This window comes from Streptomyces sp. NPDC001157 (assembly GCF_053598255.1).
This window is the reverse complement of sequence record NZ_JBSFJW010000002.1, coordinates 79,002-103,196: the sequence shown is the minus strand read 5'-3', so window position 1 is coordinate 103,196 and position 24,195 is coordinate 79,002. Positions and strand designations below refer to the sequence as shown.

Genomic DNA, 24,195 nt, shown 5'->3' with positions numbered 1-24,195 from the left:
CTCGGGTAATGACGGCACTCGCAAGATTTCGGCCAATTACCCCTGTGAATATGCCAGGAGACTGGCCGGAAAGTCGTGGTGACAGTGTTTCAGTAGTGAACATACTCAAGACTCAAGGGACTTCACGGCGAGCGAATACGCGATCACGCACAGCACATGAGCCGCACCGAAAGCGAGGCCGGCCGGCAGGCGAGCAGGCAACGGGGGAGCGAACGTGCACGACGAATTCTTATGCCACGTCACGGCTTACGGCGTCTGCGGAGGTGAGCGCATCGGTGTGCCCCTGGGCACCTACCGGGCTCCCACTCTCGCCCTCGCCCTGTGGTGGTTGCGCGACCGTGCGAACTGGATCGCCGACCGTCTCGACCCCCAGCCGGAGGCGGAGCACTTCCCGCCGAGCTCGCTCGTCCCTGTCGCCGACACCGTGCCCGACGTACCGGCCGTACTGCGCTCGTGGTGCGGGAACGTCGCCCAACAGGAGCTGATCGCCGACGAGTTGGCGGCCGGGCGGCTGGTGCGGATCGCGATCAGCGACGAGACCACCGAGTACGAGCTGCTCGCCGAGTCCGTCGACGCCCTGCGCATGCAGCGGACCATCCCGGCGCTCGTCCTGCCCGTCGGCTGAGCGGCGGCGGCCCCCGCCACGCCGGGCGCACATGTGGACGAATCGGTAGAATTCTCGTCATGGCAGAGCGGCCGATCGCGCCGACTGCGCCCGAACTCGTCCTGGAGACCGAGGCGGGCTCAACGGTGATGACCCCGGGCCGCGACTACCACGTCGGACGCGACCCCCTCAGCGACATCGTCATCGACGACGCACGGGTGTCGTGGCACCACGCGGTGCTGCGCCCCGAGGCCGACCACTGGACCATCGAGGACGAGAACAGCACCAACGGCACCTTCGCCGACGGCCGCCGGATCCACGCCCGGGGCGTGGGCCCCGGCAGCGTCATCCGCTTCGGCAACCCCTCCGACGGCCCGTGCGCCGTCCTCGTCAGCCCTCCGACCCCGGTCCCCGAGCGCCCCTCCGCCGTGTCGATGCCCGGCCTCACCGGCACCTTCCGGCGGCCCACCACCGTACGACCGCTGCCCACCCGCACCGTCCGCATCGGCCGCGCCGCCGACAACGACCTGGTCGTCGACGACCTCGTGATCTCCCGGCACCACGCCGAACTGCGCGCCCTGCCCGACGGCAGCTACGAGATCGCCGACCTCGGCAGCCACAACGGCACCTACCTCAACGGCTCACCCGTCACCGCCGCCCCGATCGGCCCTGGCGACATCGTGGGCATCGGCCACTCGGCGTTCTGCCTGGTCGGAGACCAGCTGCAGGAGTACGTCGACACCGGCGAGGTCTCCCTGGACGTGCAGGAGCTCACCGTCGCCGTCGACCGCGGCCGCAAGACCCTCCTCGACCATGTGTCGTTCCCGGTGGGGGAGAAGTGCCTGCTCGCCGTCGTCGGCCCGAGCGGCGCCGGCAAGTCCACCCTCCTGAACGCCCTCACCGGGCAGCGGCCCGCCGACCACGGCACCGTGCTCTACGACGGCCGCGACCTCTACCGCGACTACGCCGAGCTGCGCCAGCGCATCGGACTGGTCCCGCAGGACGACATCCTGCACGCCCAGCTGACCACCCGCAGCGCCCTGTCCTACGCCGCCGAGCTGCGCTTCCCGCAGGACACCGCGAAGGCCGAGCGCCGGGCCCGGGTCGACGAGGTCATCCGCGAACTGGGCCTCGAACAGCGCGCCGACCAGCCGGTGCACAGCCTGTCGGGCGGGCAGCGCAAGCGGGTCAGCGTGGCCCTGGAGCTGCTGACCAAGCCGTCGCTGCTCTTCCTCGACGAACCGACCTCCGGTCTGGACCCCGGCATGGACCGCTCGGTGATGCACATGCTGCGCGGCCTCGCCGACGACGGCCGCACCGTCATCGTCGTCACCCACAGCGTGCTCAGCCTCGACGTGTGCGACCGCCTCCTGGTGCTCGCACCCGGCGGCAGGATCGCCTACTACGGCCGGCCCGAGGACGCCCTGGCCTTCTTCGGCTTCGAACAGTGGCCGGAGGCCTTCGAGGCCTTCGAACACGACGACCGCGACTGGGCGGGCGACTACCGTTTCTCGCCCTTCCACCGGCACTACATCACCGAGGCCACCGCCCAGCCCCGCGTACCCCGCTCGGGCCCGGTCGTGATCACCCCGCCCGCCCGGCCCCGCAGCCGGGGCGCCCAGCTCGGCACGCTGGTGCGCCGCTACACCGCCGCGCTCGGCGCCGACCGCACCTTCCTCGCCATCATGATCGCCCTGCCGTTCGTGATGGGCGCCATGGCCCGCGCCCTGGCCGGCAGCAAGCTCACGCAGGAGACCGCGATGAACGCGCTGCTCATCCTGTGCGTCGGCGGAGTGCTCACCGGCGCGGCGAACGCCGTGCGCGAACTCGTCAAGGAACGCACCATCTACCGGCGCGAACGGGCCGTGGGCCTGTCCAGATCCGCGTACCTGATGTCGAAGGTCGTCGTCCTGGGCACGATCACCGTGCTGCAGGCCGTGGTGCTCACTCTGGTGGCGCTCCTGGGCGTCGACCTCAACGCGCCCGGCGGCGAAGGCGTGTTGATGCCGCCCCTTGTCGAAATCACCGTCGCCGTCGCCCTGCTGGCGTTCACGGCGATGACGCTCGGCCTGCTGGTGTCCGCGCTGGTGCACAAGGAAGAGGTGACGATGCCGCTGCTGGTGCTCCTCGCCATCGTCCAGGTCGTCTTCTGCGGCGCCCTCCTGAAGCTCCACGGAGTACCGGGTCTGGAACAGCTGTCCTGGCTCGTGCCCTCCCGTTGGGCGCTCGGCGCCATGGCCGGCACCGTGGGCCTGGCGCGGATCGTGCCCGGCGACCTGACCGGCGATCCGCTGTTCAAGCACTCGGCCGGGGTGTGGCTGCTGAACATCGCCATGCTGGTGGTGCTCTCGGCGGTCTTCTGCTTCGCCGTCTCCCGGCTGCTGCGCCGCCACGAACCCGCCGTGATGCGGAAGTCGTGATGGCGACGCCCGGCTTCCGGCCCACCCACGTCGTCCCCCAGCACGGCATGCCCGCCTGGGAGAACCCCGACCCGGCCCGCCCCACCGTCCCCCTCGACCCGCTGCTGCCGGTCCAGCTCGTCGAGCGGCGCGGCGACTGGGGGCATGTGCTGTGCGCCAACGGCTGGTCCGCCTGGGTCGACGGCCGCTTCCTGGTGGCCGTGCCGCAGGACCCGCCCGCCACGGGCGACCCCCAGGCCCGCACCGCCGATCCGCGCCCCCTGCTCGCCCGCACCGAACAGACCCTGTCCCGCTACCGCAGCGCGGTAGAGGAACTGGCCCGCGGCAGCATCGACGGCGAGGCCTTCCGCGGCCGTACGCAGGGACTGCGCCTCGGGGTCGTCGTCGACGGCGAGTCCGTGTGGCTGTACGACACCGAGCAAGGACGGTGGGTGTACGGAGACGGGAAGCACCTGAGCACATACGCCACCGACGACGGACCCCGCGCCGCACCGGCCGACCCCGGCCACGCCCCTACGCAGGTCGTGACCCCCGATGGCCCGTGACACGAGCCTGTTCTCGGGCCGACCCTCCGAACTGATCGGCCGGCAGGTCGCCGGCTACCGCATCGAGCACGAGATCGGCCGCGGTGGCATGGCCGTCGTCTACCGCGCCCGCGACCTGCGCCTGGAGCGCACGGTCGCCCTCAAGCTGCTCGCCCCGGAACTCGCCCGCAACGACACCTTCCGCCTCCGCTTCACACACGAGTCCCGGGCCGCCGCGGCGATCGACCACCCGCACATCGTGCCGGTCTACGAGGCGGGCGAGACAGCCGGCGTGCTGTACATCGCCATGCGCTACGTCGAAGGCAGCGACCTGCGCCATCTCCTCGACCGGCGGGGCCCGCTCGCCCCCGCGGCCGCGGTGCGCATCGCCGCGCAGGTCGCCTCCGCGCTGGATGCCGCCCATGAACACGGGCTGGTGCACCGGGACGTGAAACCCGGCAACATCCTGGTCGCCCGCGGCACCGACAGCGACCACCCCGAGCACGCCTACCTCACCGACTTCGGCCTGACGAAGAAGTCGCTGTCCTTGACCGGCTTCACCACCGTCGGCCAGTTCGTCGGCACCCTCGACTACGTGGCTCCGGAGCAGATCTCCGGCCGGCCCGTCGACGGGCGCTGCGACGTCTATGGGTTCGCCTGCGTCGTGTTCGAGTGCCTGGCGGGCCACCCGCCCTTCCGGCGCGACGACGACATGGCCCTGCTGTGGGCCCACCAGTACGACCAGCCGCCGCCTCTGACGGAATCCCGCCCCGACCTCGCCCCGGCCCTCGACACCGTGTTCGCCAAGGCCCTGGCCAAGAGGCCGGACGACCGCCACGACTCCTGCCTCGCGTTCGTCGCCGCCCTGCGCAGTGCGGCGAGCAGCGCCGCCCCGGGCATCGACCACCCCCCTACGGAGGTGGACCTCCGGGTCGCAAGCGCGCAGCGGGACCGCCCCCGGCCCCCACCGCGCTGGGCGGAGCCGGTTTTCCGGGGCCGGAGCTAGCCGCTCCGCAGGATGCGCGGCGATGGGTCGACTTTTGTCTGCGGCATCGTCGTGGCTGGTCGCGCAGTTCCTCGCGCCCCTTCAGGGCGCTACCGGACCGCAGCGGTTCTCGCCCGACCCGCTCAGGGCTCCTGGCCGAGCCCGCCCAGCGGTACACGGCGTGCCACGACCCTGCGCCGGCAGATGCGCCAGCCCGCGTCGACGCGCACCACGACGTCCTCGTACGTCACGGAGCCGCACGAGCCGTCCGTCATGATCCCCAGCCCCTTGGACCGGGCACGGACCCTGCCGTCGGTCACCTCCTCGATCACCACGTTGGTCACGTGGTGCGCCACCGGGTTCTTCGCGCCCAGCGCCAGCGCGGCCTCCTTGACGGCAGTGAGCCCGGTGACCTCGCCCTGGCCGAAGTCCGACAGGTCGTAGACGACATCCGGGGTGAACACCTCGTCACAGCGCTCCAGTTCCCCGCCGTCGACCAGATGGCCGTGCAGGGCGATCAACTCGGTGACGGCCAGTCGGTCCTCGAGAGCCAACGCCATGGCGTTCCCTTCCCCTGGGCACCTCGACTGACCGGACACTGCCATGGACGGCATCATGTCTCCCACTCCTTTTCGGTCTTCCCGCGCCGCCGCACCGGCCGCGCCAGCAGCGCACCGAGGAAGCCGGTCACCAGCCCCCACAGCACGGCGAAGCCCAGCGCGGTCCACACCTTCGGCTTGAGGAACAGGTCCCCGGACAGCCCCCCGCCCAGGTCCCCGACGCCGAGCAGAGACAGCCCGTAGTGGGCGTCGATCCGGCCCACCAGGCAGATCATGAGCACCGTCAGCGCGAGGGCGACGGCCATGTGCAGGGCGTGCTGCCAGGCCCGCATCCGAGCCGGGGAGCGCGCCGCCATGACGAACGCGGCGGCCAGCAGCAGCACCGCATCGACGGCCACCAGCCACCACACCCTCCCGTCGTACTGGGCGAGCGTGCGGAGGTTGAGCGTGGAGACCTCCTTCGTGCGCAGCACCTCGTCCAGCACATGCGGCATGGGCAGCCCGAACGGCCCCTGCACCCGCCCCGTCCAGGTGGCACCCAGACCGATCGTGAGCGCCGGCCAGACCAGGTTCGGCAGACCCAGCAGGATCACCGCCAGGGTCTCCGCGGAGTGGCCGCGGGTGACCGCGACCACCAGGGCGACGACGACCCCCAGGACCACGAACGCGAGCAGCAGCACGACCATGGCGTACGCGGCCGGCCGCACCGACTCCTGGAAGCGCAGCAGCCGCCCCGGCAGCGGCGCCCCGCGCGAGACCAGCAGCGCCAGCACCAGCACACCCGCCAGCCACAGCACACCGAAGAACAGGGTCAGCGGCACGTCCGTCTTGAAGCCGACCTTCGGCGCCGCGCCGAACAGGTCGCCGATGTCGCCCAGGGTCCCGTTGCCGAGGTCCACCGCGAAGGTCTGGCGGGCGCCGAGGGCCAGGCCGAGCAGCGCCAACAGCCACACCACGGCGACCCGGGCGGCCCACCCGGCCAGCTCCGGGGCGCCGGCGACCGCCCGGTGCCGCAACGGACGCAGGAAACCCGCCGCGAGGACGAGCGCCCCGGCCAGCGTCACCGACAGCGGGATCACGGTCATTCCGGCCGCGGACTCGGCCAGCGCGCCGGCGTTCCCCGACAGCTCGATCGTGCCGCCGACGGCCGTCACCACCGTCGCCGCGACCACCCGCGGGAACGCGCCGTCCGGGAGATCCGCCGCCCCGGCCGCCCACAACCCCAGGCCGGCGACGACGCCCATGACGATCAGCGCGGCCAGCACAGCGGCCAGGGCCTGCACCCAGCCGTGACGGGCGACGGCCAGGTCGGAGGGGGTTCGCGGGCTCACCCTCGCCACGCTAAGCAGCGCCCGCGCGCCCCGCCCGCCGGGAGGGCCGTCCGCGTCGGCTTGCGGGCGGGACCGCACCGGAGCACACAATGGTTGCGGCAGGTAAGAAAGCGGCACAACTCGGGGCAGGCCGCAGGAAACCGCATCGGGAAGAAGAGCTCGTGAGCCTCGAACCGCCGTCCTCCGGACGTCCCACAGGCCCCCCTTCCGGCCCGCTCTCGGGCCCCTCCCAGCCGCCCTCGGGCCCGCCCTCGCAGCCACCGGGCAGCAGCGGCGGCGGCACCCCTTCGCCGCCGCCCCACCGGCCCTGGTGGAGGTCCGCACCCCGCGTCGCCGTGCTGACCACCGTGGTGGTCGCAGCCGTGGTCCTGGCCGTCGTCTTCAGCCGGTCCGGCGGCGGCTCGGGCAAGGGCGGAGAGGTCTTCCTGCAGGCTGCGGGCAAGACCGGCCCCGAGCCGTTCACGCAGTCGACGGCAACGGACAGCTCCGCCCCGCCCGTCCCCGCCTCGCCGGCCACCGCATCGGCGCCGGCGAACGCGGTACGGGCCGTCGGCGGCGGGGCCCCCGGACTGTACGGCGGCACCCGCAACGTCTCCAGCTGCGACGTGGAGCGGCAGATCAAGGCCCTTGAAGCGACCCCGTCGAAGAACACGGCGTTCGCCTCGGTCGCCGGCGTCGCGCCCTCCCGGGTCCCCGCCTACCTCCGCGCGCTCACCCCGGTACAGCTGCGCATGGACACCCGCGTCACCAACCACGGCTATCGCGACGGCGACGCCACGAGCTACCAGGCCGTCCTGCAGGCGGGCACGGCCGTCCTCGTCGACGGTCACGGTGTGCCGCGCGTGCGCTGTGCCTGCGGCAATCCGCTGACGCCGCCCGTCGCCCTGCAGACCACCCCCAGGCAGACGGGCGACACCTGGCCGTCGTACCACCCCTCGAACGTCGTCGTGGTCACCCCCGCACCGCAGATCATCAACATCTTCGTCATCTACGACCCCGACCACGGCGAATGGATCGCCCGGCACCGGGGCGACACGGGCCACCACGACCACCGGACCCAGCCACCGGTCAAGCCCTCCCCGTCGGTGAGCGTGTCCACGCCTACGGCGCCCTCGTCGTCGTCCACGTGTGCCTCCTCGCCCGGCGCCGGCACGCCGAGCCTCTGCCCGCCGACGTCGACCGCGCCCTCCACCCCCTCCACCCCGTCGTCGGGCTCCGAATCGCCCTCCTCCGAGTCCGGAACGACGGAACCGGAGTCACCCGGCGACACCGGCACGTACAGTGCTCCGGAGCCGAGTACCACATGACCGGCGTTCCGCGTGTTAGCGGACACATCGGCCCGGACGGGGACTGCCGGGCGCGGCTCGGGGTAGCAGCACTGATGCAGCAGCGTCCGGCCAGGCCGGCTTCCGAGAGAGACATGCATGATCGAGCACGTGGGCGGGGCAGTGATACCGACAGGTTTCGACGTGCCCGTGGAACCGCTACGGCGGGCGGCGCACTACACCGGCGAACCGGGATGCATCGCCGAGGCACGCTCCTTCGCCGCGCACTTCGTGGGCCGGCTCCGCACCGAATGGTGCGCCAAGATCGACGACCGCGCCCAGGAAGAGGTGCTGCTGGTCGTGAGCGAACTGGTCACCAACGCCGACCGGCACAGCAACGGGCCGTACATCCTGGAGCTGGAGGGCACGGACGCCTCGGTCACGGTGTGCGTCTACGACAGCAGCGCGGCCCTGCCACGCCGTTTCCCGCGCGACCCCGAGCGCGTCGGTCGGCACGGCCTGGAGATAGTCCATGTCCTGGCGAGGCAGGTCACCGTGGAGCGGGTGCCGGTGGGCAAGCGGGTGTCCGCCGTGGTGGGCCTGACCGGCGCATGACCGCCGCAGCCGCCGGTAACGGCGACCGCGGCGGTCACGGATGCGACCGGCCGCCTCTCACGCGCAGCCGAGTTCGCCCAGCATTCCCTTGCGCAGCTGCGCGATGATCCGCTTGATCAGGCGGGACACATGCATCTGCGAGCAGCCGAGCCGTTCGCCGATCTCCGCCTGAGTGGCCTCCTCCACGAACCGCATGTGGATGATCTGCCGGTCGCGCTCGCCGAGCTCTGCCATCAGCGGGGCCAGCGACTGGAAGTCCTCGACGAGCCGCAGCCCGTCCTCCTCCACACCGATGAAGTCGGCGAGCACCGCCTCGCCGCCCTCCGGGCCGTCGCCGGTGAGCGCGGCGTCCAGGGACGAGGAGTTGTAGCCGTTGGACGCGATCTGCGCCTCGATCACCTCGTCCTCGGCGATGTTCATCAGAGTGGCGAGTTCGGGAACCGTCGGCTCCCGGTCCAGCCGGCTGGCGAGTTCCTCGCGCGCCTTTGCCAGCTCGACACGCAGCTCCTGCAGTCTGCGCGGCACATGGACCGCCCAGGTGGTGTCGCGGAAGAAACGCTTGATCTCGCCGACGATGTACGGCAGCGCGAACGAGGTGAACTCGACCTCACGGGACAGCTCGAACCGGTCGATCGCCTTGATCAGGCCGATCATCCCGGTCTGGACGATGTCCTCCATGTCGTCGCCGCGGCCCCGGAACCGTCCGGCCGCGAACCGCACCAGCGAGATGTTCATCTCGATGAGTGTGTTGCGTGCGTACTGGAATTCGTACGTGCCCTCCTCGAGCTCCGAAAGGCGCTGGAAGAACTGACGGGAAAGTTCCCGTGCGTCACGCGGAGCGACGGTGCGTGGCTCCGCGATCCCCGGCAGTGGTCCATCACCCGTGCAGGTCCCGGCGGTCTTCTTGACGAACTCTGCCTCCGACCGTTCCACGGCGGTGTCCATGTCCTCTCCCACGAAGTCACAGTGCGACGTCTGTCTGCGTCGTGCTCTTCTGTCTGCGGGTACCCGTTCTCCGCCGGGGCATGCCCGCGACCGGGGGGCAGGACACATCGTCACAGATTCCGTCGCTGTGATTCCACCCAGGGCGGAATGCCGATCTCTTCCCATGGAGGCGAGGGAATCTAGTCTGAAGCCGTGAGCAGCCGAGCGCCGAACGAAGCCGATGTCATTCCGCTGCGCCGCCCGCAGGGCGAGCGGCCCGCCCCCTCGCCTCCGCCCCCCAAAGAACCCCTGTGGCGGGACCTCGTCGGCGACGTCCTGCGGCGCGAACGCCTCGCCCAGGAGCGCACCCTGAAGGACGTGGCCGACGAGGCCCGGATCTCCATGCCGTATCTCTCCGAGGTGGAGCGCGGCCGCAAGGAGGCCTCCTCCGAGGTCCTCGCGGCCGCCGCCCACGCCCTCGGCCTCGGCCTCGGCGACCTGCTGTCGCGGGCGCAGGGAGAGCTCGTCCGGATCACCAGCCGGCAGTCCGACAGGAGCCGCCGGACGTCCACCTCGCTGTACAACGGACTCTGCCTGGCCGCCTGACGGATGCTTGCGGGCCGGTGCCTCAGACCGCGGCGAGGCGCCGGCTCAGCACCTCGTCGGCCAGCCCGTAGGCCACCGCCTCCCCGGCGGTGAACACCTTGTCGCGGTCCATGTCCGCGCGCAGCGTCGCGATGTCGTGCCCGGTGTGCCGGGCCAGCACCTGCTCGACCTGGGAGCGGATCCGGACCATCTCCTTGGCCTGGAGGGTGAGGTCGGAGATCATGCCCCGGCTGCCGCCGGCGGCGGGCTGACCGAGCAGCACGCGCGCGTGCTCCAGCACGAACCGCCGCCCTGGGTCCCCGCCCGCCAGCAGGACGGCCGCCGTGGAGGCCGCCTGGCCGACGCAGAACGTCGAGATCGGCGCCTGCACGAACGTCATCGTGTCGTAGATCGCCATGAGCGAAGTGAACGAGCCGCCGGGGGAGTTGAGGTAGATCGCGATCTCGTGCTCCGGTGCCGACGACTCCAGATGGAGCAGTTGCGCGATGACGACGTTGGCCACGCCGTCGTCGATCTCGGTGCCGAGGAAGATGATCCGCTCCGACAGCAGCCGGCTGAACACGTCGGAGGAGCGCTCGCCGTGCGCGGTGCGCTCGACGACGTACGGAATCGTGTAGTTGCCCATGTCACAGCCCCATCCGTCGTTTCGAGGCGGCCGGGCGGACGTCCGCGAGGGACTCCAGGACCCGGTCCACCATGCCGTACTCCCTGGCCTCCTCGGCCGTGAACCAGCGGTCGCGGTCGCCGTCCCGGGCGATGGTCTCCGGGGTCTGGCCCGTGTTCTCGGCGATGAGCCGCTCCATCGTCCGCTTGGTGTGTTCCAGGTTCTCCGCCTGGATCTCGATGTCGGCGGTGGTACCGCCGATGCCCGCCGACCCCTGGTGCATCATGATCCGCGCGTTCGGCAGGGCGTACCGCTTGCCGGGCGTGCCGCCGCAGAGCAGGAACTGGCCCATGCTGGCCGCGAAGCCCATGGCGAGCGTCGAGACGTCGTTCGGGATCAGCCGCATCGTGTCGTAGATCGCGAGGCCCGCGTGCACGGAGCCCCCCGGGCTGTTGATGTAGAGGCTGATGTCGGTGCGCGGGTCCTCCGCGGACAGCAGGAGCAGCTGCGCACAGACCCGGTTCGCGGAGACCTCGTCGACCTGGGTGCCGAGGAACACGATGCGCTGGCCGAGGAGTTGGGCCGCGAGATGGTCGTCGAGCCGGCTGGGCGCGGTGTCGCCCTCCTCGGCGCGGGGCGCGAGTGCGGTGAGTGGAGTCATGGTTTCTCCCGTCGAGCGGTGATGCCGTCGACTCCACTCTTGGCCCCGCCCCGGCCTGCCGTCCGGTTTCTCTGCCCGTGGCAGATTCGCCACGGGCAGAGCCCGCTCTCAGCCCTTCTCGCGCAGCTGCCGGAAGAACGCCCGCACGTCCTCGACCAGCAGGTCCGGCTCCTCCATCGCCGCGAAGTGCCCGCCCCGGTCGAACTCCGTCCAGCGCACGATGTTCTCCGTGCGCTCCGCCTTGTGGCGCAGCGGGATCTGAAGCTCGGCAGGGAAGAGGGCGAGCGCCGTGGGCACGGTCGACGGCTCGGCCGGCCGGGCGGCGCGGCCCGTGGCGTGGGCGCGCTCGTAGTAGATACGGGCGGCGGAACCGGCGGTCCCGGTCAGCCAGTACAGCATCACGTTGGTGAGCATCCGGTCCCGGTCCACGGCCTCCTCGGGCAACAGCGCCGAGTCCGTCCACTCCCGGAACTTCTCCACGACCCAGGCGAGTTGGCCGACGGGCGAGTCGCTGAGCGCGTACGCCACGGTCTGCGGCCGGGTGGAGTGCAGGACGGCGTACCCCGTGCCCTCGCGCGACCATTCGCTCCACCGGCGCCAGGACAGCAGCGCACGCTCCTGCTCCTCGGTGCCGAGCTCGTCCAGCTCGTCCTGCGTCGGTTCGGTGGCCTGCTGCGCGCCCGGCAGCAGGTTGAGATGGACGCCGATCACACGGTCCGGGTGCGCGCGCCCCAGCTCGCGGGAGATGGCGGCTCCCCAGTCGCCGCCCTGCGCGCCGAACTGCTCGTAGCCGAGCCGCCGCATCAGCTCGGCCCATGCGTCGGCGACCCGGCCCGCCTCCCAGCCCGTGTCGGCGGCCGGCCCGGACAGCCCGAACCCGGGGATGCTCGGCACGACGACGTGGAACGCGTCGGCGGGGTCGCCGCCGTGTGCGCGGGGGTCGGCGAGCGGCCCGACGACGTCCAGGAACTCGACGATCGACCCCGGCCAGCCGTGCGTGATGATCAGCGGTGTGGCGTTCGGCTCGGGGGAGCGGACGTGGGCGAAGTGGATGTTCGAGCCGTCGATCGTGGTGGTGAACTGCGGCCACTCGTTGAGCTGCGCTTCCGCTGATCGCCAGTCGTAGGAGTTCCGCCAGTGGTGGTGGAGCTCGCGCAGGTAGTCGGCCGGTACGCCGTAGGCCCATCCGGTGCCGGGCAGCTCGTCCGGCCAACGGGTGCGGTCCAGGCGCTGGTGGAGGTCGTCGAGGTCGCTCTGCGCGATGTCGATGCGGAAGGGCCGGATGCTGTCCGCGGTCTCTGCGGGCGAAGACGTCATGGCCGCGAGCCTAGTTCCGGACGCGGATGCGGCCACCCGGATCAATCGGCCGCCCGACCGATGAGTTCCGCGGCAAGGATCAGTCGGTACAGGTGACCCCGTTCCACGCCCCAGGAGGTGCTCATGACCACCGACGGATTCACCACGTGTCTCTGGTTCGACGGCCAGGCGGAGGAGGCCGCGCACTACTACGTGTCGATCTTCAAGAACTCCAGCATCGGCCGTGTCGGCCGCAACGTCGAGGGAGGCGCGGGACCCGCCGGCTCGGTGCTGGCGGTGGAGTTCACGGCCAACGGCCAGAAGTTCGTCGCGTTGAACGGTGGCCCGCAGTTCAAGTTCAACGAGTCGATCTCCTTCCAGATCTTCTGCAAGGACCAGGAGGAGATCGACTACTACTGGGCCAAGCTCACCGAGGGCGGCGGCGAGCCCGGTCCCTGCGGCTGGCTCAAGGACAAGTACGGCGTGTCCTGGCAGGTCGTGCCCGACAAGCTCATCGACATGATCAGTGACGCGGACCAGGAGAAGGCGGCCCGCACGACCAAGGCGTTCATGGCCATGAGCAAGTTCGACATCGCCGCCCTGGAGAGGGCCTACGCGGGCGAGTGACGGTCCGCCCTGTGCGACGGCCGGTCCGCCCTCCACGGGGGAGGGGGCGGACCGGCCGTTCTTCTCCTACGAGGAGGAGGTCTGCGCCAGGGCCGCCACCTCGGCGGCGCTCAGTGCCCTGCCGTAGACCCGGAAGTCGTCGACGGCGCCCTTCAGATACGGATCGGCGTACTGCGACCTGCCGATGTACCCGGCGCGGATGTGGTTGCCGAAGTGCCGCGGCTCCACGGTGACGTTCGCGTTCCGGCCGGCCTCGGCGCCGTCGACGTACAGCACAGCGGTCCCGCCGCCGTACGTCACCGCCACGTGCACCCACCGGCCGGTGGGCAGTGGGTCGGTGTCGATGCGCTGCTCGCCGCCCGCGCCGCCGGCGGTGATCGCATACCGCAGGGTGCCGTCGCCGCTGAGCGGGGTCAGGAACAGGTTGGCGGTGACGCCGGTGCCGATGTCGAAGACCCGGCTCCAGGCGCTCGGCTGCCCGTCCAGCCGTACCCAGGTGGCCAGGGAGTATGCGGAGGCGCCCGCCAACAGGTCCTCGGCGAGGGCGACATGGCCGTCCGTGCCGTCCAGGGACACGGCCCCTTCGGCCCATCCGGACGCCAGCCACGAGGCGCCGCCCACCAGTCGGGCCGCCTTGCCGTTGCCGGTCGCGTCGGCCGCCGTGGTGCCCGAGGTCTCGTCGAAGCGGTGCCAGGCGGCGAACGCCGGGGGAGGGGGCGGGGGTGCGCCGGTGAGCCAGTACACCGAGTAGTGCTGGTGGTGGACGCGGGCGATCGGCAGCAGGGTCACCGCCTCGCCGTCGGCGCGGGCGGTGAAACGCAGCGGATTCGACGACTCCTGCTTCACGGAGCTCACGTCGAGGCGGGGCAGCGAGGAGGTCGCGCGGTCGCCGTACGCACCCGCCAGGACCACCGGGCCGTGCAGCACCGCCCGCACATCTGGGTCGTCGGGGGTGGCCTCGACGGTCGTGCGCATCGGCAGCGAGACCTCGACCCGGTCGCCGGTGCGCCAGGCGCGCTCCAGGACGAGCCGGCTGCCGGGCTTCGGGCGGTCGGGCAGCGCACGGCCGTTGAGGGTGGCGCGGGCGTCGGAGGCCCAGGACGGGATGCGGATCCGTAGCCGGTGCGTGGCCTTCCCGGCGGTCACCGTCAAAGTGGTGGTGGAGCTGTCCGGGAAGCCGGTGGTCTGCCGCCAGGTGATGCCCTGCTCGCGCCAGACGACCTGCGACGGGATGAACAGGTTGACCAGCAGGTCGCGGTCGCCGTGCGTGTAGATGGTGTCGGCGAACTTGGCGTGTGTCTCCATGCCCGTGCCGTGGTCGCAGGAGAAGTTGTCGTAGTCGGTGGAGTAGGCGTTCGCGTCGGTGCCCATGAAGGACGGCTGGCGCTTGAACGACCCGGGCGCGAGACCGGTGTAGTAGATGTTGAAGCCGTGCGCCGAGTCCGGGTCCTGCTCGCCCAGCATCTGGTTGAACAGGGTGCGTTCATAGTGGTCGAGCAGGTCGGTGCGGTCCGGCGAGTGGAAGTGCAGCAGCCGGGTCAGCTTGAGCATGTTGTAGCTGTTGCAGTTCTCGCAGGTGTTGTCGGACAACTGCCCGGCGACGACGTCCGGTTCGTGGAAGGCCTCGCCGTTGCTGTTGCCGCCGATGACGTACGAGTGGTGGCCGGTGACGATCTGCCAGAAGTTCGCGGCGATCGTGCGGTAACGGTCCGGCAGACCCTCCTCCCACAGCCGTAGAGCCCCCACCATCTTCGGGATCTGCGTGTTGGCGTGCAGACCGGCCAGCTGGTCCTCGTTCCGGGCGAGTGGGTCGAAGACCCGGGCGTGCGTGAAGCGTTCGGCGACCTCCAGCCACTTGCCGTCCCCGGTGAGGGCGTGCAGATCGGCGAGCACGTCGTTCATTCCGCCGAACTCGGTCTCCAGCACCCGCTGCATCTGCTCGTACGACAGCTTCGCGGTGCGTGCGTCGACCCACCGCGCCTGCTGGAGCACCACGTCCAGGGCCTGGTCGTTCCCCGCCAGCCGGTACTGCTCGACCAGCCCGGCCATGATCTTGTGGATCGTGTAGTACGGCGCCCAGACGCCGGTCCCGGCCTCCAGCCGGTCGAAGAAGCTCTCCGGGAAGGCGGACAGATACCCCTTGCCGAACCCGACGGCGGGCGAAGCGGCCTGGCACTCGGCGAGTTCGGCGACGAGGGTGCGGCCCCTGTCGCGCAGGGCCGTCTCGCCGGTGCCTGCGTAGGCGAGGGCGAGCCCGGAGAGCAGATGTCCGGTGGAGTGGCCGCGCAGCTCCACGCTCGGCCCCTCCCAGCCGCCGCAGGGCCGGGCACCGCTGGACAGACCGACGTTGGTACGGAAGGCGTGCAGCAGCCGGTCGAGGTCGACGAAGCGCAGATAGGCCGAGTTGCGGCGCTGGTTGTCCCGGAAGGGACTGTTCAGCAAAGTCACCGCGGTGAGCGGGAAGGGCCGCACGACGGCGGCGCCGGCCTGGGCGGCTCCGGTGGCGGCGTGCGCGGTCCCTGTGCCGGCGCGGGCGAGGGCCGCCGAGGCGGTGCCGGTGGCCGCGAGGAACTGGCGTCTGCCGAGGGGTGGTGTCATCACCGTTGTCCTTTGCATGTCGAGGAGTCGGGGCGGCGGTGTCCCTCCACCGCTCCACTGTGGTTCGAAATACCGAATGTTGTGCGACATGCTGTGCGGTGGACACGCTATGCGCCTGCTGGGTGATGTCAACAGCGCTTAATGGGACGTGAGTTGTCGGCGGGCTCGTTCCCCGATCACCCGCGTGATCTCACGGGTGATCCGCAGGATGCCGGGGGAGCGCACCGGGCACGGCTTCGGCGTGGCGGTGGTGGGTGCCAGACAGAAGTGCAGATAGTCCTTGTCGAGGTGGAGGGCGGTCCGGTCGCGGCCCGGCTGGGTGCAGTAGTCGCCGTGTGCGTGTTCGTAGGCCGTGCAGGGCAGGTACTGGGACCAGGTGTAGCGGGCCCCGGCCGGGCTCACCGTCGCGCCCGCGTCGGCGACGAGGTCGCCCGAGGCGGCGGCCTGCTGCTCGTACATCTGGTTCACACGCCGGACCCGGTCGGGCGTGATCGGGTCCGGGCCCTGCAGCACCCACACGATCCGCGGACGTCTGCTGCCGCCCGCCGCGGCGATCTGCTCGGTGAGCCGGCGCAGATCGGCCCTGTAGCGCGTGAAGTACTTCTGCTGCGAGGCGTTGTAGGTGATGCCGTCCATGCACCACGTGTAGCCCCAGGCGTTGCCCCAGAACTGCATGACCACATAGTCCGGATGCTGCGCACGGACCAGTGCCGCAGCCTTGTCCGCGTCCGGTACCAGGGACTTCGCCCCGGTGCCCTCCAGGTAGTCGCACAGGGTGGTGCCCGAGTACGGAGCGCTCGTGTACTTCGCCTTCAGGCCCCGGCGCAGCTCCTGCCCGAGCACGTTCTGGGCCTCCATCGCGAGCGAATCCCCGAGGTACAGCACGCGCGGCGCCACGGCAGGGGCGCTCGGGGAGGCCGGGGCCTGCTGATGCGTCGTCGATGCCGACGCTCCCGGTACGGTGGGGGAGGGCGGTGCCTCCTCCGGGCCGGACGACGGGTCGCCGCACGCACCGAGCAGCAGCACTCCGGTCAGCAGCACTCCCACGATCCACGGCTTCCGCATACGGCAACTCCAGCCCCGGCAACCGAAAACGGCTCCCCAGGCAAGCACAGGCGGGCCCAAGGCGGAAGACACGGGGGTGAGTTCAGGCGCCGTCAGGGCGCTCCAGCCGCTCCAGGAGGTCCAGCAGATCGGTCAGCGGCAGCGGTTTGGCGAGGTGGGCGTCGAACCCGGCCGCCCGCGACAGGGCGCGGTCGGTGCCCCGGCTGAACCCGGACACCGCGATCAGCCGCAGCCTTCCGCCGTCCGGCCGTGCCCGCAGGGCACGTGCGACCGCGTAGCCGTCCATGTCGGGCAGCCCCAGGTCGCACAGGACGACGTCGAAGGCGTGGGCCTCGGTGGCGGTGAGGGCGCCCTGGCCCGTGCGCACCGCCGCGACCTGGTGGCCCTGGCGTTCCAGCAGGGTTCGGTAGGTGGCGGCCAGGTCCGCGTTGTCCTCGACGATCAGGAGGGACAGCCGGCGAGCGGAGCCGTGGGCGGCCGGCGGCCGGGAACGGCGCGGGCTCACGGCGTCGGTCGTCGGCAGCAGCACCGTGAAGGTCGCGCCCTTGCCCGGCCCGTCGCTGTGCGCGGAGACGCGGCCGCCGTGCAACTCCACCACCGTGCGCGCCACCGCGAGCCCGAGCCCCAGGCCCTCGGGGGTGTCCGGACCGGCCGGAGCCGCCCGCATGAACACCCCGAACAGCTCCTCGGCCTGGGCGGGGGAGAAGCCGATGCCGTCGTCCCGCACGGTCAGCCGGGCCTGCCCGTCGGTGGCCGTCAGGCCCACCTCGGTGCGGCCGCCCGGCCGGGTGTACTTCAGCGCGTTGGAGAGCAGGTTCGTCAGCACCTGGGCGAGCCGCAGTCGGTCGCCGTCCACCATGACCGGCTCGGCGGGCAGCACCACGGTCAGCGTGCGGCCCTCGTGCCCGAACAGGCCCCCGATGTCGGCGCACGCGCCGTGCACGACGGACCGCACGTCGACCGGCTCGCAGACCAGCTCCAACCGCCCGGTCACCGCCCGCGTGCCGTCCAGCAGGTCGTTGCTCATCCGTGCCAGGGCGCTCAGCTGCCGCTCCAGGACCGACAGCGCCGGATGGCCCTCCGGCATGTCCAGGGCCAACAGCTCCGTGGCCGCGGTGGCGGCCGCAAGCGGGTTGCGCAGCTCGTGCGAGAGGGTCGCGATGAACCGGTCCTTGGCCTGCTGCTCCTCCCGCAGCCGGCGGCCCGCCGCGTCCAGTTCGTGATTGGCCCGGCTCAGCTGCTCGTTCACCTCGCGGATCTCCCGTGCCCGCACGAACAGGTCGATCTCCATGCCCTCGGCGCGCATCTCCGCCTCGGCGACGGCCCGCTGCTGCTCCCGCCCCGCCCGCCGCAGGTGTACGAACTCGGTGACGTCCTCGACCCGGTGGATGATGTACCGCACCTGCCCGTCGTCACCGAGCACCGGCGTGTTGACCGGGCTCCAGTACCGCTCGGTGAAGACGCCCTCCTCGCCCGGGATGTCGTAGCGCTGCAGCGCCATCGTGTCCGTACGGCGGCTCGCCACCACCGTCTGGAGCGAACGGCGCAGATTGGCGACGCCGTCGGCCGACGGGTCGTCAGGGTTGTCGGGGAACACGTCGAAGACGGGGCGGCCGACGATGCTCCGCTCGGTGCGGGTCGCCGTGAGATAGGCGCGGTTGACCTCGACGATCGTGAAATCGGGGCTGAGGACGAGCAGCGGGGACAGCGTCGCGTCGAACAGACTCCGGAAGTCCGGCACTTCGGGCATGGTCGGACCTCCGCGGCCGAAGCGGTGACTCAGGGGTCGAGGCGGTAGCCGTAGCCCCGGACCGTGGTGATCCGCGGTGCGGGTGCGGGCAGGCCGGCGAGCTTGCCGCGCAGCCGGTAGACGTGCTCCACCACGGTGGCGGCCTGCTGCCAGGATGTACCCCAGATCCGCTCCAGCAGCTGCTCCGCCGAGAACACCCGGCCCGGTGCCGCGGCCAGCATCTCCAGCAGCGCGTACTCCTTGGGGCGCAGCATCAGCTGGACACCGTCGACGGAGGCCAGGCGGGCGGCGGAGTCGATGCGCAGCGCGCCGACCTGGAGCACGCTCGGTATCTCGGGCGGTTGCGAGCGGCGCAGCACGGCGTGGATGCGGGCCACCAGTTCCCGCTGCGAGAACGGCTTGACCAGATAGTCGTCCGCACCGATCTCCAGGCCCGCCACCCGGTCGGCCTCCGCGCCGCGCCCCGTGACGACGATGACCGGCAGCCGGCTCGTGGACCGCAGCGCCCGCAGCAGCTCCAGACCGCTGCCGTCCGGCAGCCCCAGATCGAGAACGGCGAGATCGACACCGCCCTCGTACAGGGCGGCCTTTCCGGCGCGCGCGTCCATGGCCCAGGTGACCGTGAAGCCCGCCCGCTCCAGATAGGAACGGCACATCAGTGCGAAGTCGGAGTCGTCCTCGATCAGGGCGAGGTGCGGTCGCATTCCGCATCACCCGGACCGTCTGGCGTCCGCCCGTTGTGCCCCTGATGAGCGGGCGTTGATGCCCCGACCATGTGGCGAAGGTAGAACAGTAAATGCCCACGGTTCAAGGGGGAGCCGCTCGGGGGGGTTCCGGCACGGGCTCGTGCGATGCGGGGATGCCGCATTGATCGCACAGGCCCGTGCCGGCACGTGCGCCCCGGCGCGTATGAGCCTCTACGGGGTGAGCGACGGGCTCACACCCGGTCGGCGACGATCAGCAGGTACTGGAAACTGCCGTTCTTGTACGCGGTCAGGAAGGTGTCCTCGATGCCCGTGACCAGGTGGTCCGCCTGCCGGCGCAGCTCCCAGTAGGGGATGGCGTCGGCCGTGAGGTCCTGTACGTGGACGGGGACGAGACGGTGGCGGGCCATCGCCCGGAAGTACTCCGAGCGCGGGTGGATGTCGCAGATGTAGTGGGCGTTGATCTGGGACACCTCGCGGGACGCCTGCCCGTAGGTGTCGTTGTAGCAGCCGGTGACCACCACATAGCGCCCGCCGCGGCGCAGCAGCCGGGAGTGCTCGGCGAACAGCAGGTCCAGCTCGACGTACATGGTCGACTCGTTGTTCCACGACGCCGAGTACGCGCCGGTCGTGAAGCCGGTGTCGAGCATGTTGCGGTGGTGGTAGCGCACCCGGTCGTCGATGTCCCGCTTGCGGGCCTGCTCGTTGGCGAACGCGGCCTGCTTGGCGGAGATCGTCACGCCGTCCGCCTGGCAGCCGTAGCGCAGATGCGCCACGACACTGCCGCCGCCGCGCCCGCAGCCGGCGTCGAAGACGCGGTCGGCGGGGGAGAGCGGGCCGAGATGGCCGGCCAGGAGCTCCGCCTGGGCGTGTTCCAGCCGGTGGAGTTCGGTGGTGATCCGCTCCCGCCGCAGCGCCGGGTCGGACTCGTCCAGCACCGACCAGTCGACGTCACCGACGCCGTAGTGATGGTGATAGAGGTCGTCGATCTTGCCGAGTTCGAGGTTGACCGGGTTCTCCTCGGCGTTCCAGTAGTCCGCGACGCGGTTCTGGTACGTGGACTGGGTCGGCACCGGTGCCGCCTTGGTGTCGGCGTGGGGGGCGATGGTCAACTAGGACTCCTCGTGGTGCGTCTGACGGAATGTCAGCACAGCGGGCGTTACCAGTAGTTGGGCAGGTGGTAGCGGTGGGTGTTGGTGGCGTGCCACTCGTGGTTGCCGGCCACCCAGTCGGACAGGCCCCGGGCGTAGCGCTCCACGAGGGGCGAAGTGGCGGACAGCACGGCGGACTCGTCCTCGAAGGCGGTCATGATCTCGTTGTGGATCTCGACTGCCTTGAGATAGGCGGCCTTCAGCCCGCACCGCTCGTTGGCGGCGAGGACCTGGGGCAGGTTGAGGTGGGTGGGGTCGCTCGCCAGCTCCTTGGTGAAGGAGTAGAGGTCGTTGACGATGGTGGTGGCGTTGCAGGCGAGTGCGGTGATGCGCTGGATCTCCGGGCGGGCGTAGAGGGCCTCCGGCAGTTCGTAGCCGTCCACGGCGTCGATGATCGACAGACAGGGGCGGAAGTTGTTGAACTGCCGCATCACCAGGTACTCCCACACCTGCGGCACATACCGGATCTCCGCCCAGGCCGCCTCGCCGAGATACCCGAGGTGCAACCGTGCCATGTCGTGCACGAACCGGTCGGTCTGGCTGGGGGTGGCGACGGCGGCGTAGTCCTTCATCGCCCAGTGGTACGAGCGCAGCGGTCCGTCGGCCTGCACTCCCTGCGCCCACTGCTCCTGCAGTGCGGGTGTGCTGTGGAAGGGGTCGAGCGCCGACTGGGCCAGGATCAGCCGGCCGCCGAGGCCGCGCCGGGCGCCGCCCCTGCCCTCGTCCTCCTCGCAGTAGCAGCTGTCGACGAGGTTCTCCGCGAGCAGGAACTTACCGGCGGTGGTGAGGCGTTCCAGGTCGGCCGCCGCCGGATGCTGGAGCACCACGGCCCGGCCGAACTGGAAGCCCGAGAAGTCCCCCGACCACGCCTTCGGGAACAGGTCGAGGCCGTGAGCCCAGGCCTCCAGCCTGCGGTCGACCTCCTCCACCTTCGCCGGGTCGGCGGGGGCGACCTGCCGGTACTTGAGCCCCGGGATCGCCCCGCCGCGCCGGGTGCGCACGGTACGGGCCAGATTGGGCGGCCCCGGCAGCGAGGACGAGGCGGCGGGCGTGCTCATTGCGGTCTCCACCCTCAGTCGGCCGTCCGGCCGATCTGGACGTTCTCCAGGATCCCGGCCGCGTCCGGCACCAGGATGGCCATCGAGTAGTAGGCGGTCACCAGGTAGCGGATGATCGCGGCCGTGTCGATGCCCATGAACCGCACGTTCAGGCCCGGCTGGAACTCGTCGGGGATGCCGGTCTGGTAGAGCCCGATCACTCCCTGGTCGGACTCCCCGGTGCGCAGCGCGATGATGCTGCTGGTGTGATCGCTGCTGATCGGGATCTTGTTGCAGGGGAAGATCGGCACCCCGCGCCAGGCGGGAATCTCGTGTCCCTCGACGCTCGCCGTGCCCGGCACCAGACCACGCCGGTTGCACTGCCGGAAGAAGGCCGCGATCGCCTTCGGATGGGCGAGGAACACCTTCGTCTTGCGGCGCATGGCCAGCAGCTCATCCATGTCGTCCGGGGTCGGCGGGCCGGTGAAGGTGCTGACGCGCTGGCCGTAGTCGATGTTGTGCAGCAGCCCGAACTCCCGGTTGTTGACCAGCTCCCACTCCTGGCGCTCGCGGATCTCCTCGACCGTCAGGCGCAGCTGCTGCTCGGTCTGGTTCATCGGGTTGTTGTAGAGGTCGGCGACCCGGGTGTGGACGCGCAGCACGGTCTGGGTGAGCGACAGTTCGTACTCGCGCGGCGCCAGGTCGTAGTTCACGAAGCCGCCGGTCAGCGTCGGCTCGCCGACATGGCCTGCCTGGACGGGAACGTCCGCCTCGCCCTTGCGGTTCATCGGCAGCTTCTGCCGCGCCGCGAACGCCTCCAGATGCGCGGCGAGGGACGGCACCCGGTCCGTGAGCTCCGTGACCACGTCCCAGGGCAGCACCAGCAGTACGCCGGCCGTCTCCGCCCGCACCGAGCTCAGCCACAGCGGGCGGGACTGCCCGATGGCCTCGTCGCCCATCTGGTCGCCGTCCGTGACGACCCCGATGATCTCCTCCTCGCCGTACTTGCCCTCGGTGAAGCGGGTGAACTTGCCGTGCACGACGAGATAGGCCTCCGTGACCCGCTGTCCGGCCTGGAACAGCACCTGTCCCGCCCGCACCTCCCGGACCCGGAAGCGGGCGGCGACCTCCTTGAGGACATCGGTGTCGGTGTAGCCGCGCAGCACCGGCAGTTCGGTGAGTGTCTCGGGGATGACCTTGATGTCATCGGCGCCGTTCTGCTCGAACTGCACCCGCCCGCGGCCGATCCGCAGCTGCAGACGCCGGTTGACCCGGTAGGTGCCGCCCTTGACGTCCACCCACGGCAGTGACCGCAGCAGCCAGCGGGAGCTGATGGCCTGCATCTGCGGTTCGGACTTGGTCGTCGTGGCGAGCTGGCGCGCCGCCTGGGTGCTGAGACTGGTCAGCTGCCCCTCGCCGTCGGGCTCGGGGGCGGGTTCGTCGGTGGCGGGTCCGGCGGGTCCGGAAGCGCTTTCGGGGGCGGACACATTCCCTCCCTGGGGACGTACATGGCGACGTACAGGAGTGAGCGGAGTGGTCGGAGATGAAGGCGACGCCTCGGTGGACGACAGCCCGGCGTCGCATGTACAAGGCAAACAGCCCCGCGGATGCCCCGGTACGGCGCGAAGGGGGCGGTTTCACCTCCTGGTAACGCAAACCTCGCGAACGAGGCAGCGCGCAGGGGCCTCCGCACTCCCGCGCCCCTCACTCCACCCCGTGCGCCCCCTCCGTCGCACCGCTCGCTACAGGTCGTTCACCAGCACGGCCGCCCCGTCGAAGCGCCCGGCCTTGAGGTCCCGCAGTGCCTCGTCGGCCCGCGACAGGGGATAGGGGTGGGTGGTGGCGTGGACGCCGTGCCGGGCTGCCAGGGCCAGGAACTCGCGGCCGTCCTCGCGCGTGTTGGAGGTGACGCTGCGTATCTGTTTCTCGTAGAACAGATCGGTCTCGTAGTGCAGGGGCGGTGTGTCGCTGAGGTGGATGCCGGCGATCGAGAGGGTGCCCCCGCGGTCGAGGGCCCGCAGCGCGACCGGCACCAGGTCGCCGACGGGTGCGAACAGGATCGCGCTGTCCAGCGGCTCGGGCGGCATGGCGTACGCGTCCTGCGCGGAGGCGGCGCCCAGGCCGAGCGCGAGGTGCCGCGCCGCCTCCCCGCGGGTCATCACGTGCACGGTGGCGCCCTCGGCCAGCGCCAGCTGCGCACACAGGTGGGCGCTGCCCCCGAACCCGTACAGACCGAGCCGTCCGCCGGGCGGCAGCGCGGCCCGCCGCAGCGCCCGGTAGCCGATGATCCCGGCGCACAGCAGCGGCGCGAGCGCCACGTCGTCGACGGCGTCCGGCAGGCGGTAGGCGAACGCGGCAGGCACGGTCGTGTACTCGGCGTAGCCACCGTCCGTGTCCCAGCCGGTGTAGCGCGAGGACGGGCACAGGTTCTCGGCGCCGCGCGAGCAGTACCCGCAGGTGCCGTCCGTGCGCCGCAGCCACGCCACCCCCACGCGGTCCCCGGTCCCGAAGCCGGAGACTCCCGCCCCGGTCCCCGCCACCACGCCCACGACTTCGTGCCCGGGCGTCACCCCCGCCCGGTGCACCGGCAGATCCCCCTCGGCGACATGCAGGTCGGTGCGGCACACCCCGCAGGCGCGCACCTGTACGAGGAGCTCGTCGTCACCGGGTACCGGCACCGGCTTCTCCACGAGTTGCAGGCCGCTCTCCTCGACCGGCCCCGGTGTCACCACCGACCACGCACGCATCGTCCCGTCCGCCATTCCGCACCCCGTCCGCAGTGTCGAAAGTGTGCCGAGGCCCTGCCCGTCCAGTCTGAAACGGACCCGGGCGTTCGGCGCGCGCTCCGCCCCACGGATGACTAGCGTG

22 protein-coding genes are annotated in these 24,195 nt (G+C 71.1%); 8 read left to right on the top strand and 14 right to left on the bottom strand.

The genetic code is table 11. From position 1 onward, the window contains the following. Positions 1-214 precede the first annotated feature (214 nt). Genes ACWDAG_RS04170 through ACWDAG_RS04155 form a run of 4 tightly spaced genes read left to right on the top strand, consistent with a single transcriptional unit; the run spans position 215 to position 4,554 of the window. Positions 215-625: a hypothetical protein gene (locus ACWDAG_RS04170; protein ID WP_450694040.1), complete on the top strand. Its 411-nt coding sequence runs from the start codon at positions 215-217 to the stop codon at positions 623-625. A 59-nt stretch (positions 626-684) separates the two neighbouring features. Further along, positions 685-3,024 carry an FHA domain-containing protein gene (locus ACWDAG_RS04165; RefSeq protein ID WP_450694039.1) on the top strand — a complete coding sequence of 780 codons (2,340 nt, stop codon included), beginning with the start codon at positions 685-687 and terminating at the stop codon, positions 3,022-3,024. Beyond that, on the top strand, positions 3,024-3,569 hold the full coding sequence (locus tag ACWDAG_RS04160) for a hypothetical protein (protein WP_450694038.1): 546 nt from the start codon (positions 3,024-3,026) through the stop codon (positions 3,567-3,569). The genes ACWDAG_RS04165 and ACWDAG_RS04160 overlap by 1 nt, the downstream gene beginning before the upstream one ends. Continuing rightward, a complete protein-coding gene (locus tag ACWDAG_RS04155; RefSeq protein WP_450694037.1) occupies positions 3,559-4,554 on the top strand; it encodes a serine/threonine-protein kinase in 996 nt (331 codons plus the stop codon). Before ACWDAG_RS04160 ends, ACWDAG_RS04155 begins: the two co-directional genes overlap by 11 nt. A 122-nt stretch (positions 4,555-4,676) precedes the next feature. On the opposite strand, the gene ACWDAG_RS04150 is transcribed toward ACWDAG_RS04155, so the two are convergent. Together ACWDAG_RS04150 and ACWDAG_RS04145 are read right to left on the bottom strand one after the other, a co-directional pair. Next, complete coding sequence (locus ACWDAG_RS04150) at positions 4,677-5,093, bottom strand: nuclear transport factor 2 family protein (RefSeq protein ID WP_450694036.1); 417 nt, start codon at positions 5,091-5,093, stop codon at positions 4,677-4,679. A gap of 53 nt (positions 5,094-5,146) precedes the next feature. Continuing rightward, complete coding sequence (locus tag ACWDAG_RS04145; RefSeq protein WP_450694035.1) at positions 5,147-6,424, bottom strand: streptophobe family protein; 1,278 nt, start codon at positions 6,422-6,424, stop codon at positions 5,147-5,149. Positions 6,425-6,585: 161 nt separating this feature from the next. Between ACWDAG_RS04145 and ACWDAG_RS04140 the strand changes: the two genes are divergently transcribed. Then, positions 6,586-7,731 carry a DUF6777 domain-containing protein gene (locus ACWDAG_RS04140; RefSeq protein ID WP_450694034.1) on the top strand — a complete coding sequence of 382 codons (1,146 nt, stop codon included), beginning with the start codon at positions 6,586-6,588 and terminating at the stop codon, positions 7,729-7,731. A gap of 117 nt (positions 7,732-7,848) precedes the next feature. After that, on the top strand, positions 7,849-8,304 hold the full coding sequence (locus tag ACWDAG_RS04135) for an ATP-binding protein (RefSeq protein WP_450694033.1): 456 nt from the start codon (positions 7,849-7,851) through the stop codon (positions 8,302-8,304). Positions 8,305-8,361: 57 nt separating this feature from the next. On the opposite strand, the gene ACWDAG_RS04130 is transcribed toward ACWDAG_RS04135, so the two are convergent. After that, positions 8,362-9,249: an RNA polymerase sigma factor SigF gene (locus ACWDAG_RS04130; protein ID WP_450694032.1), complete on the bottom strand. Its 888-nt coding sequence runs from the start codon at positions 9,247-9,249 to the stop codon at positions 8,362-8,364. Between the two features lie 192 nt (positions 9,250-9,441). Here ACWDAG_RS04130 and ACWDAG_RS04125 point away from each other — a divergent pair, with 192 nt between their 5' ends. Beyond that, the gene (locus ACWDAG_RS04125; protein ID WP_450694031.1) at positions 9,442-9,834 is read left to right on the top strand and encodes a helix-turn-helix domain-containing protein; all 393 of its coding nucleotides are present in this window, start codon (positions 9,442-9,444) and stop codon (positions 9,832-9,834) included. A gap of 22 nt (positions 9,835-9,856) precedes the next feature. On the opposite strand, the gene ACWDAG_RS04120 is transcribed toward ACWDAG_RS04125, so the two are convergent. The 3 genes from ACWDAG_RS04120 to ACWDAG_RS04110 all read right to left on the bottom strand — a co-directional run bounded on the left by ACWDAG_RS04120 (position 9,857) and on the right by ACWDAG_RS04110 (position 12,416). After that, the gene (locus ACWDAG_RS04120) at positions 9,857-10,459 is read right to left on the bottom strand and encodes a ClpP family protease (RefSeq protein WP_450694030.1); all 603 of its coding nucleotides are present in this window, start codon (positions 10,457-10,459) and stop codon (positions 9,857-9,859) included. A gap of 1 nt (position 10,460) precedes the next feature. Next, complete coding sequence (locus ACWDAG_RS04115) at positions 10,461-11,099, bottom strand: ClpP family protease (protein WP_450694029.1); 639 nt, start codon at positions 11,097-11,099, stop codon at positions 10,461-10,463. 108 nt (positions 11,100-11,207) lie between these two features. Beyond that, positions 11,208-12,416: an epoxide hydrolase family protein gene (locus ACWDAG_RS04110; RefSeq protein WP_450694028.1), complete on the bottom strand. Its 1,209-nt coding sequence runs from the start codon at positions 12,414-12,416 to the stop codon at positions 11,208-11,210. A gap of 123 nt (positions 12,417-12,539) precedes the next feature. Between ACWDAG_RS04110 and ACWDAG_RS04105 the strand changes: the two genes are divergently transcribed. Beyond that, positions 12,540-13,022, top strand: a complete 483-nt coding sequence (locus ACWDAG_RS04105) for a VOC family protein (RefSeq protein ID WP_450694027.1) — start codon at positions 12,540-12,542, stop codon at positions 13,020-13,022. Positions 13,023-13,088: 66 nt separating this feature from the next. On the opposite strand, the gene ACWDAG_RS04100 is transcribed toward ACWDAG_RS04105, so the two are convergent. The 8 genes from ACWDAG_RS04100 to ACWDAG_RS04065 form a co-directional block, all read right to left on the bottom strand. Beyond that, positions 13,089-15,620 carry a beta-L-arabinofuranosidase domain-containing protein gene (locus ACWDAG_RS04100; protein ID WP_450694026.1) on the bottom strand — a complete coding sequence of 844 codons (2,532 nt, stop codon included), beginning with the start codon at positions 15,618-15,620 and terminating at the stop codon, positions 13,089-13,091. Positions 15,621-15,758: 138 nt separating this feature from the next. Beyond that, entirely contained in the window at positions 15,759-16,685 is a 927-nt protein-coding gene (locus ACWDAG_RS04095; protein WP_450694025.1) for an SGNH/GDSL hydrolase family protein, read from the bottom strand. Between the two features lie 82 nt (positions 16,686-16,767). Then, complete coding sequence (locus ACWDAG_RS04090; protein WP_450694024.1) at positions 16,768-18,435, bottom strand: ATP-binding protein; 1,668 nt, start codon at positions 18,433-18,435, stop codon at positions 16,768-16,770. Positions 18,436-18,464: 29 nt separating this feature from the next. After that, complete coding sequence (locus ACWDAG_RS04085; RefSeq protein WP_450694023.1) at positions 18,465-19,139, bottom strand: response regulator transcription factor; 675 nt, start codon at positions 19,137-19,139, stop codon at positions 18,465-18,467. A 233-nt stretch (positions 19,140-19,372) separates the two neighbouring features. Next, a complete protein-coding gene (locus ACWDAG_RS04080) occupies positions 19,373-20,251 on the bottom strand; it encodes a geranyl diphosphate 2-C-methyltransferase (protein ID WP_450694022.1) in 879 nt (292 codons plus the stop codon). 47 nt (positions 20,252-20,298) lie between these two features. Then, entirely contained in the window at positions 20,299-21,348 is a 1,050-nt protein-coding gene (locus ACWDAG_RS04075; RefSeq protein ID WP_450694021.1) for a family 2 encapsulin nanocompartment cargo protein terpene cyclase, read from the bottom strand. A gap of 14 nt (positions 21,349-21,362) precedes the next feature. Further along, positions 21,363-22,814, bottom strand: coding sequence for a family 2B encapsulin nanocompartment shell protein (locus ACWDAG_RS04070; RefSeq protein WP_450694020.1), 1,452 nt, complete (start codon positions 22,812-22,814; stop codon positions 21,363-21,365). Between the two features lie 255 nt (positions 22,815-23,069). Then, positions 23,070-24,074, bottom strand: coding sequence for a zinc-binding alcohol dehydrogenase family protein (locus ACWDAG_RS04065; RefSeq protein WP_450694383.1), 1,005 nt, complete (start codon positions 24,072-24,074; stop codon positions 23,070-23,072). Between the last annotated feature and the right edge of the window lie 121 nt (positions 24,075-24,195).

What these genes read in the sequence shown, in the direction of transcription:
- ACWDAG_RS04165 (WP_450694039.1), top strand. Translation starts at nt 685, where the DNA reads ATGGCAGAGCGGCCGATCGCGCCGACTGCGCCCGAACTCGTCCTGGAG.
- ACWDAG_RS04120 (WP_450694030.1), bottom strand. Translation starts at nt 10,459, where the DNA reads ATGGGCAACTACACGATTCCGTACGTCGTCGAGCGCACCGCGCACGGC.
- ACWDAG_RS04085 (WP_450694023.1), bottom strand. Translation starts at nt 19,139, where the DNA reads ATGCGACCGCACCTCGCCCTGATCGAGGACGACTCCGACTTCGCACTG.
- ACWDAG_RS04160 (WP_450694038.1), top strand. Translation starts at nt 3,024, where the DNA reads ATGGCGACGCCCGGCTTCCGGCCCACCCACGTCGTCCCCCAGCACGGC.
- ACWDAG_RS04115 (WP_450694029.1), bottom strand. Translation starts at nt 11,099, where the DNA reads ATGACTCCACTCACCGCACTCGCGCCCCGCGCCGAGGAGGGCGACACC.
- ACWDAG_RS04130 (WP_450694032.1), bottom strand. Translation starts at nt 9,249, where the DNA reads ATGGACACCGCCGTGGAACGGTCGGAGGCAGAGTTCGTCAAGAAGACC.
- ACWDAG_RS04110 (WP_450694028.1), bottom strand. Translation starts at nt 12,416, where the DNA reads ATGACGTCTTCGCCCGCAGAGACCGCGGACAGCATCCGGCCCTTCCGC.
- ACWDAG_RS04150 (WP_450694036.1), bottom strand. Translation starts at nt 5,093, where the DNA reads ATGGCGTTGGCTCTCGAGGACCGACTGGCCGTCACCGAGTTGATCGCC.
- ACWDAG_RS04065 (WP_450694383.1), bottom strand. Translation starts at nt 24,074, where the DNA reads ATGCGTGCGTGGTCGGTGGTGACACCGGGGCCGGTCGAGGAGAGCGGC.
- ACWDAG_RS04105 (WP_450694027.1), top strand. Translation starts at nt 12,540, where the DNA reads ATGACCACCGACGGATTCACCACGTGTCTCTGGTTCGACGGCCAGGCG.
- ACWDAG_RS04095 (WP_450694025.1), bottom strand. Translation starts at nt 16,685, where the DNA reads ATGCGGAAGCCGTGGATCGTGGGAGTGCTGCTGACCGGAGTGCTGCTG.
- ACWDAG_RS04075 (WP_450694021.1), bottom strand. Translation starts at nt 21,348, where the DNA reads ATGAGCACGCCCGCCGCCTCGTCCTCGCTGCCGGGGCCGCCCAATCTG.
- ACWDAG_RS04100 (WP_450694026.1), bottom strand. Translation starts at nt 15,620, where the DNA reads ATGACACCACCCCTCGGCAGACGCCAGTTCCTCGCGGCCACCGGCACC.
- ACWDAG_RS04135 (WP_450694033.1), top strand. Translation starts at nt 7,849, where the DNA reads ATGATCGAGCACGTGGGCGGGGCAGTGATACCGACAGGTTTCGACGTG.
- ACWDAG_RS04155 (WP_450694037.1), top strand. Translation starts at nt 3,559, where the DNA reads ATGGCCCGTGACACGAGCCTGTTCTCGGGCCGACCCTCCGAACTGATC.
- ACWDAG_RS04090 (WP_450694024.1), bottom strand. Translation starts at nt 18,435, where the DNA reads ATGCCCGAAGTGCCGGACTTCCGGAGTCTGTTCGACGCGACGCTGTCC.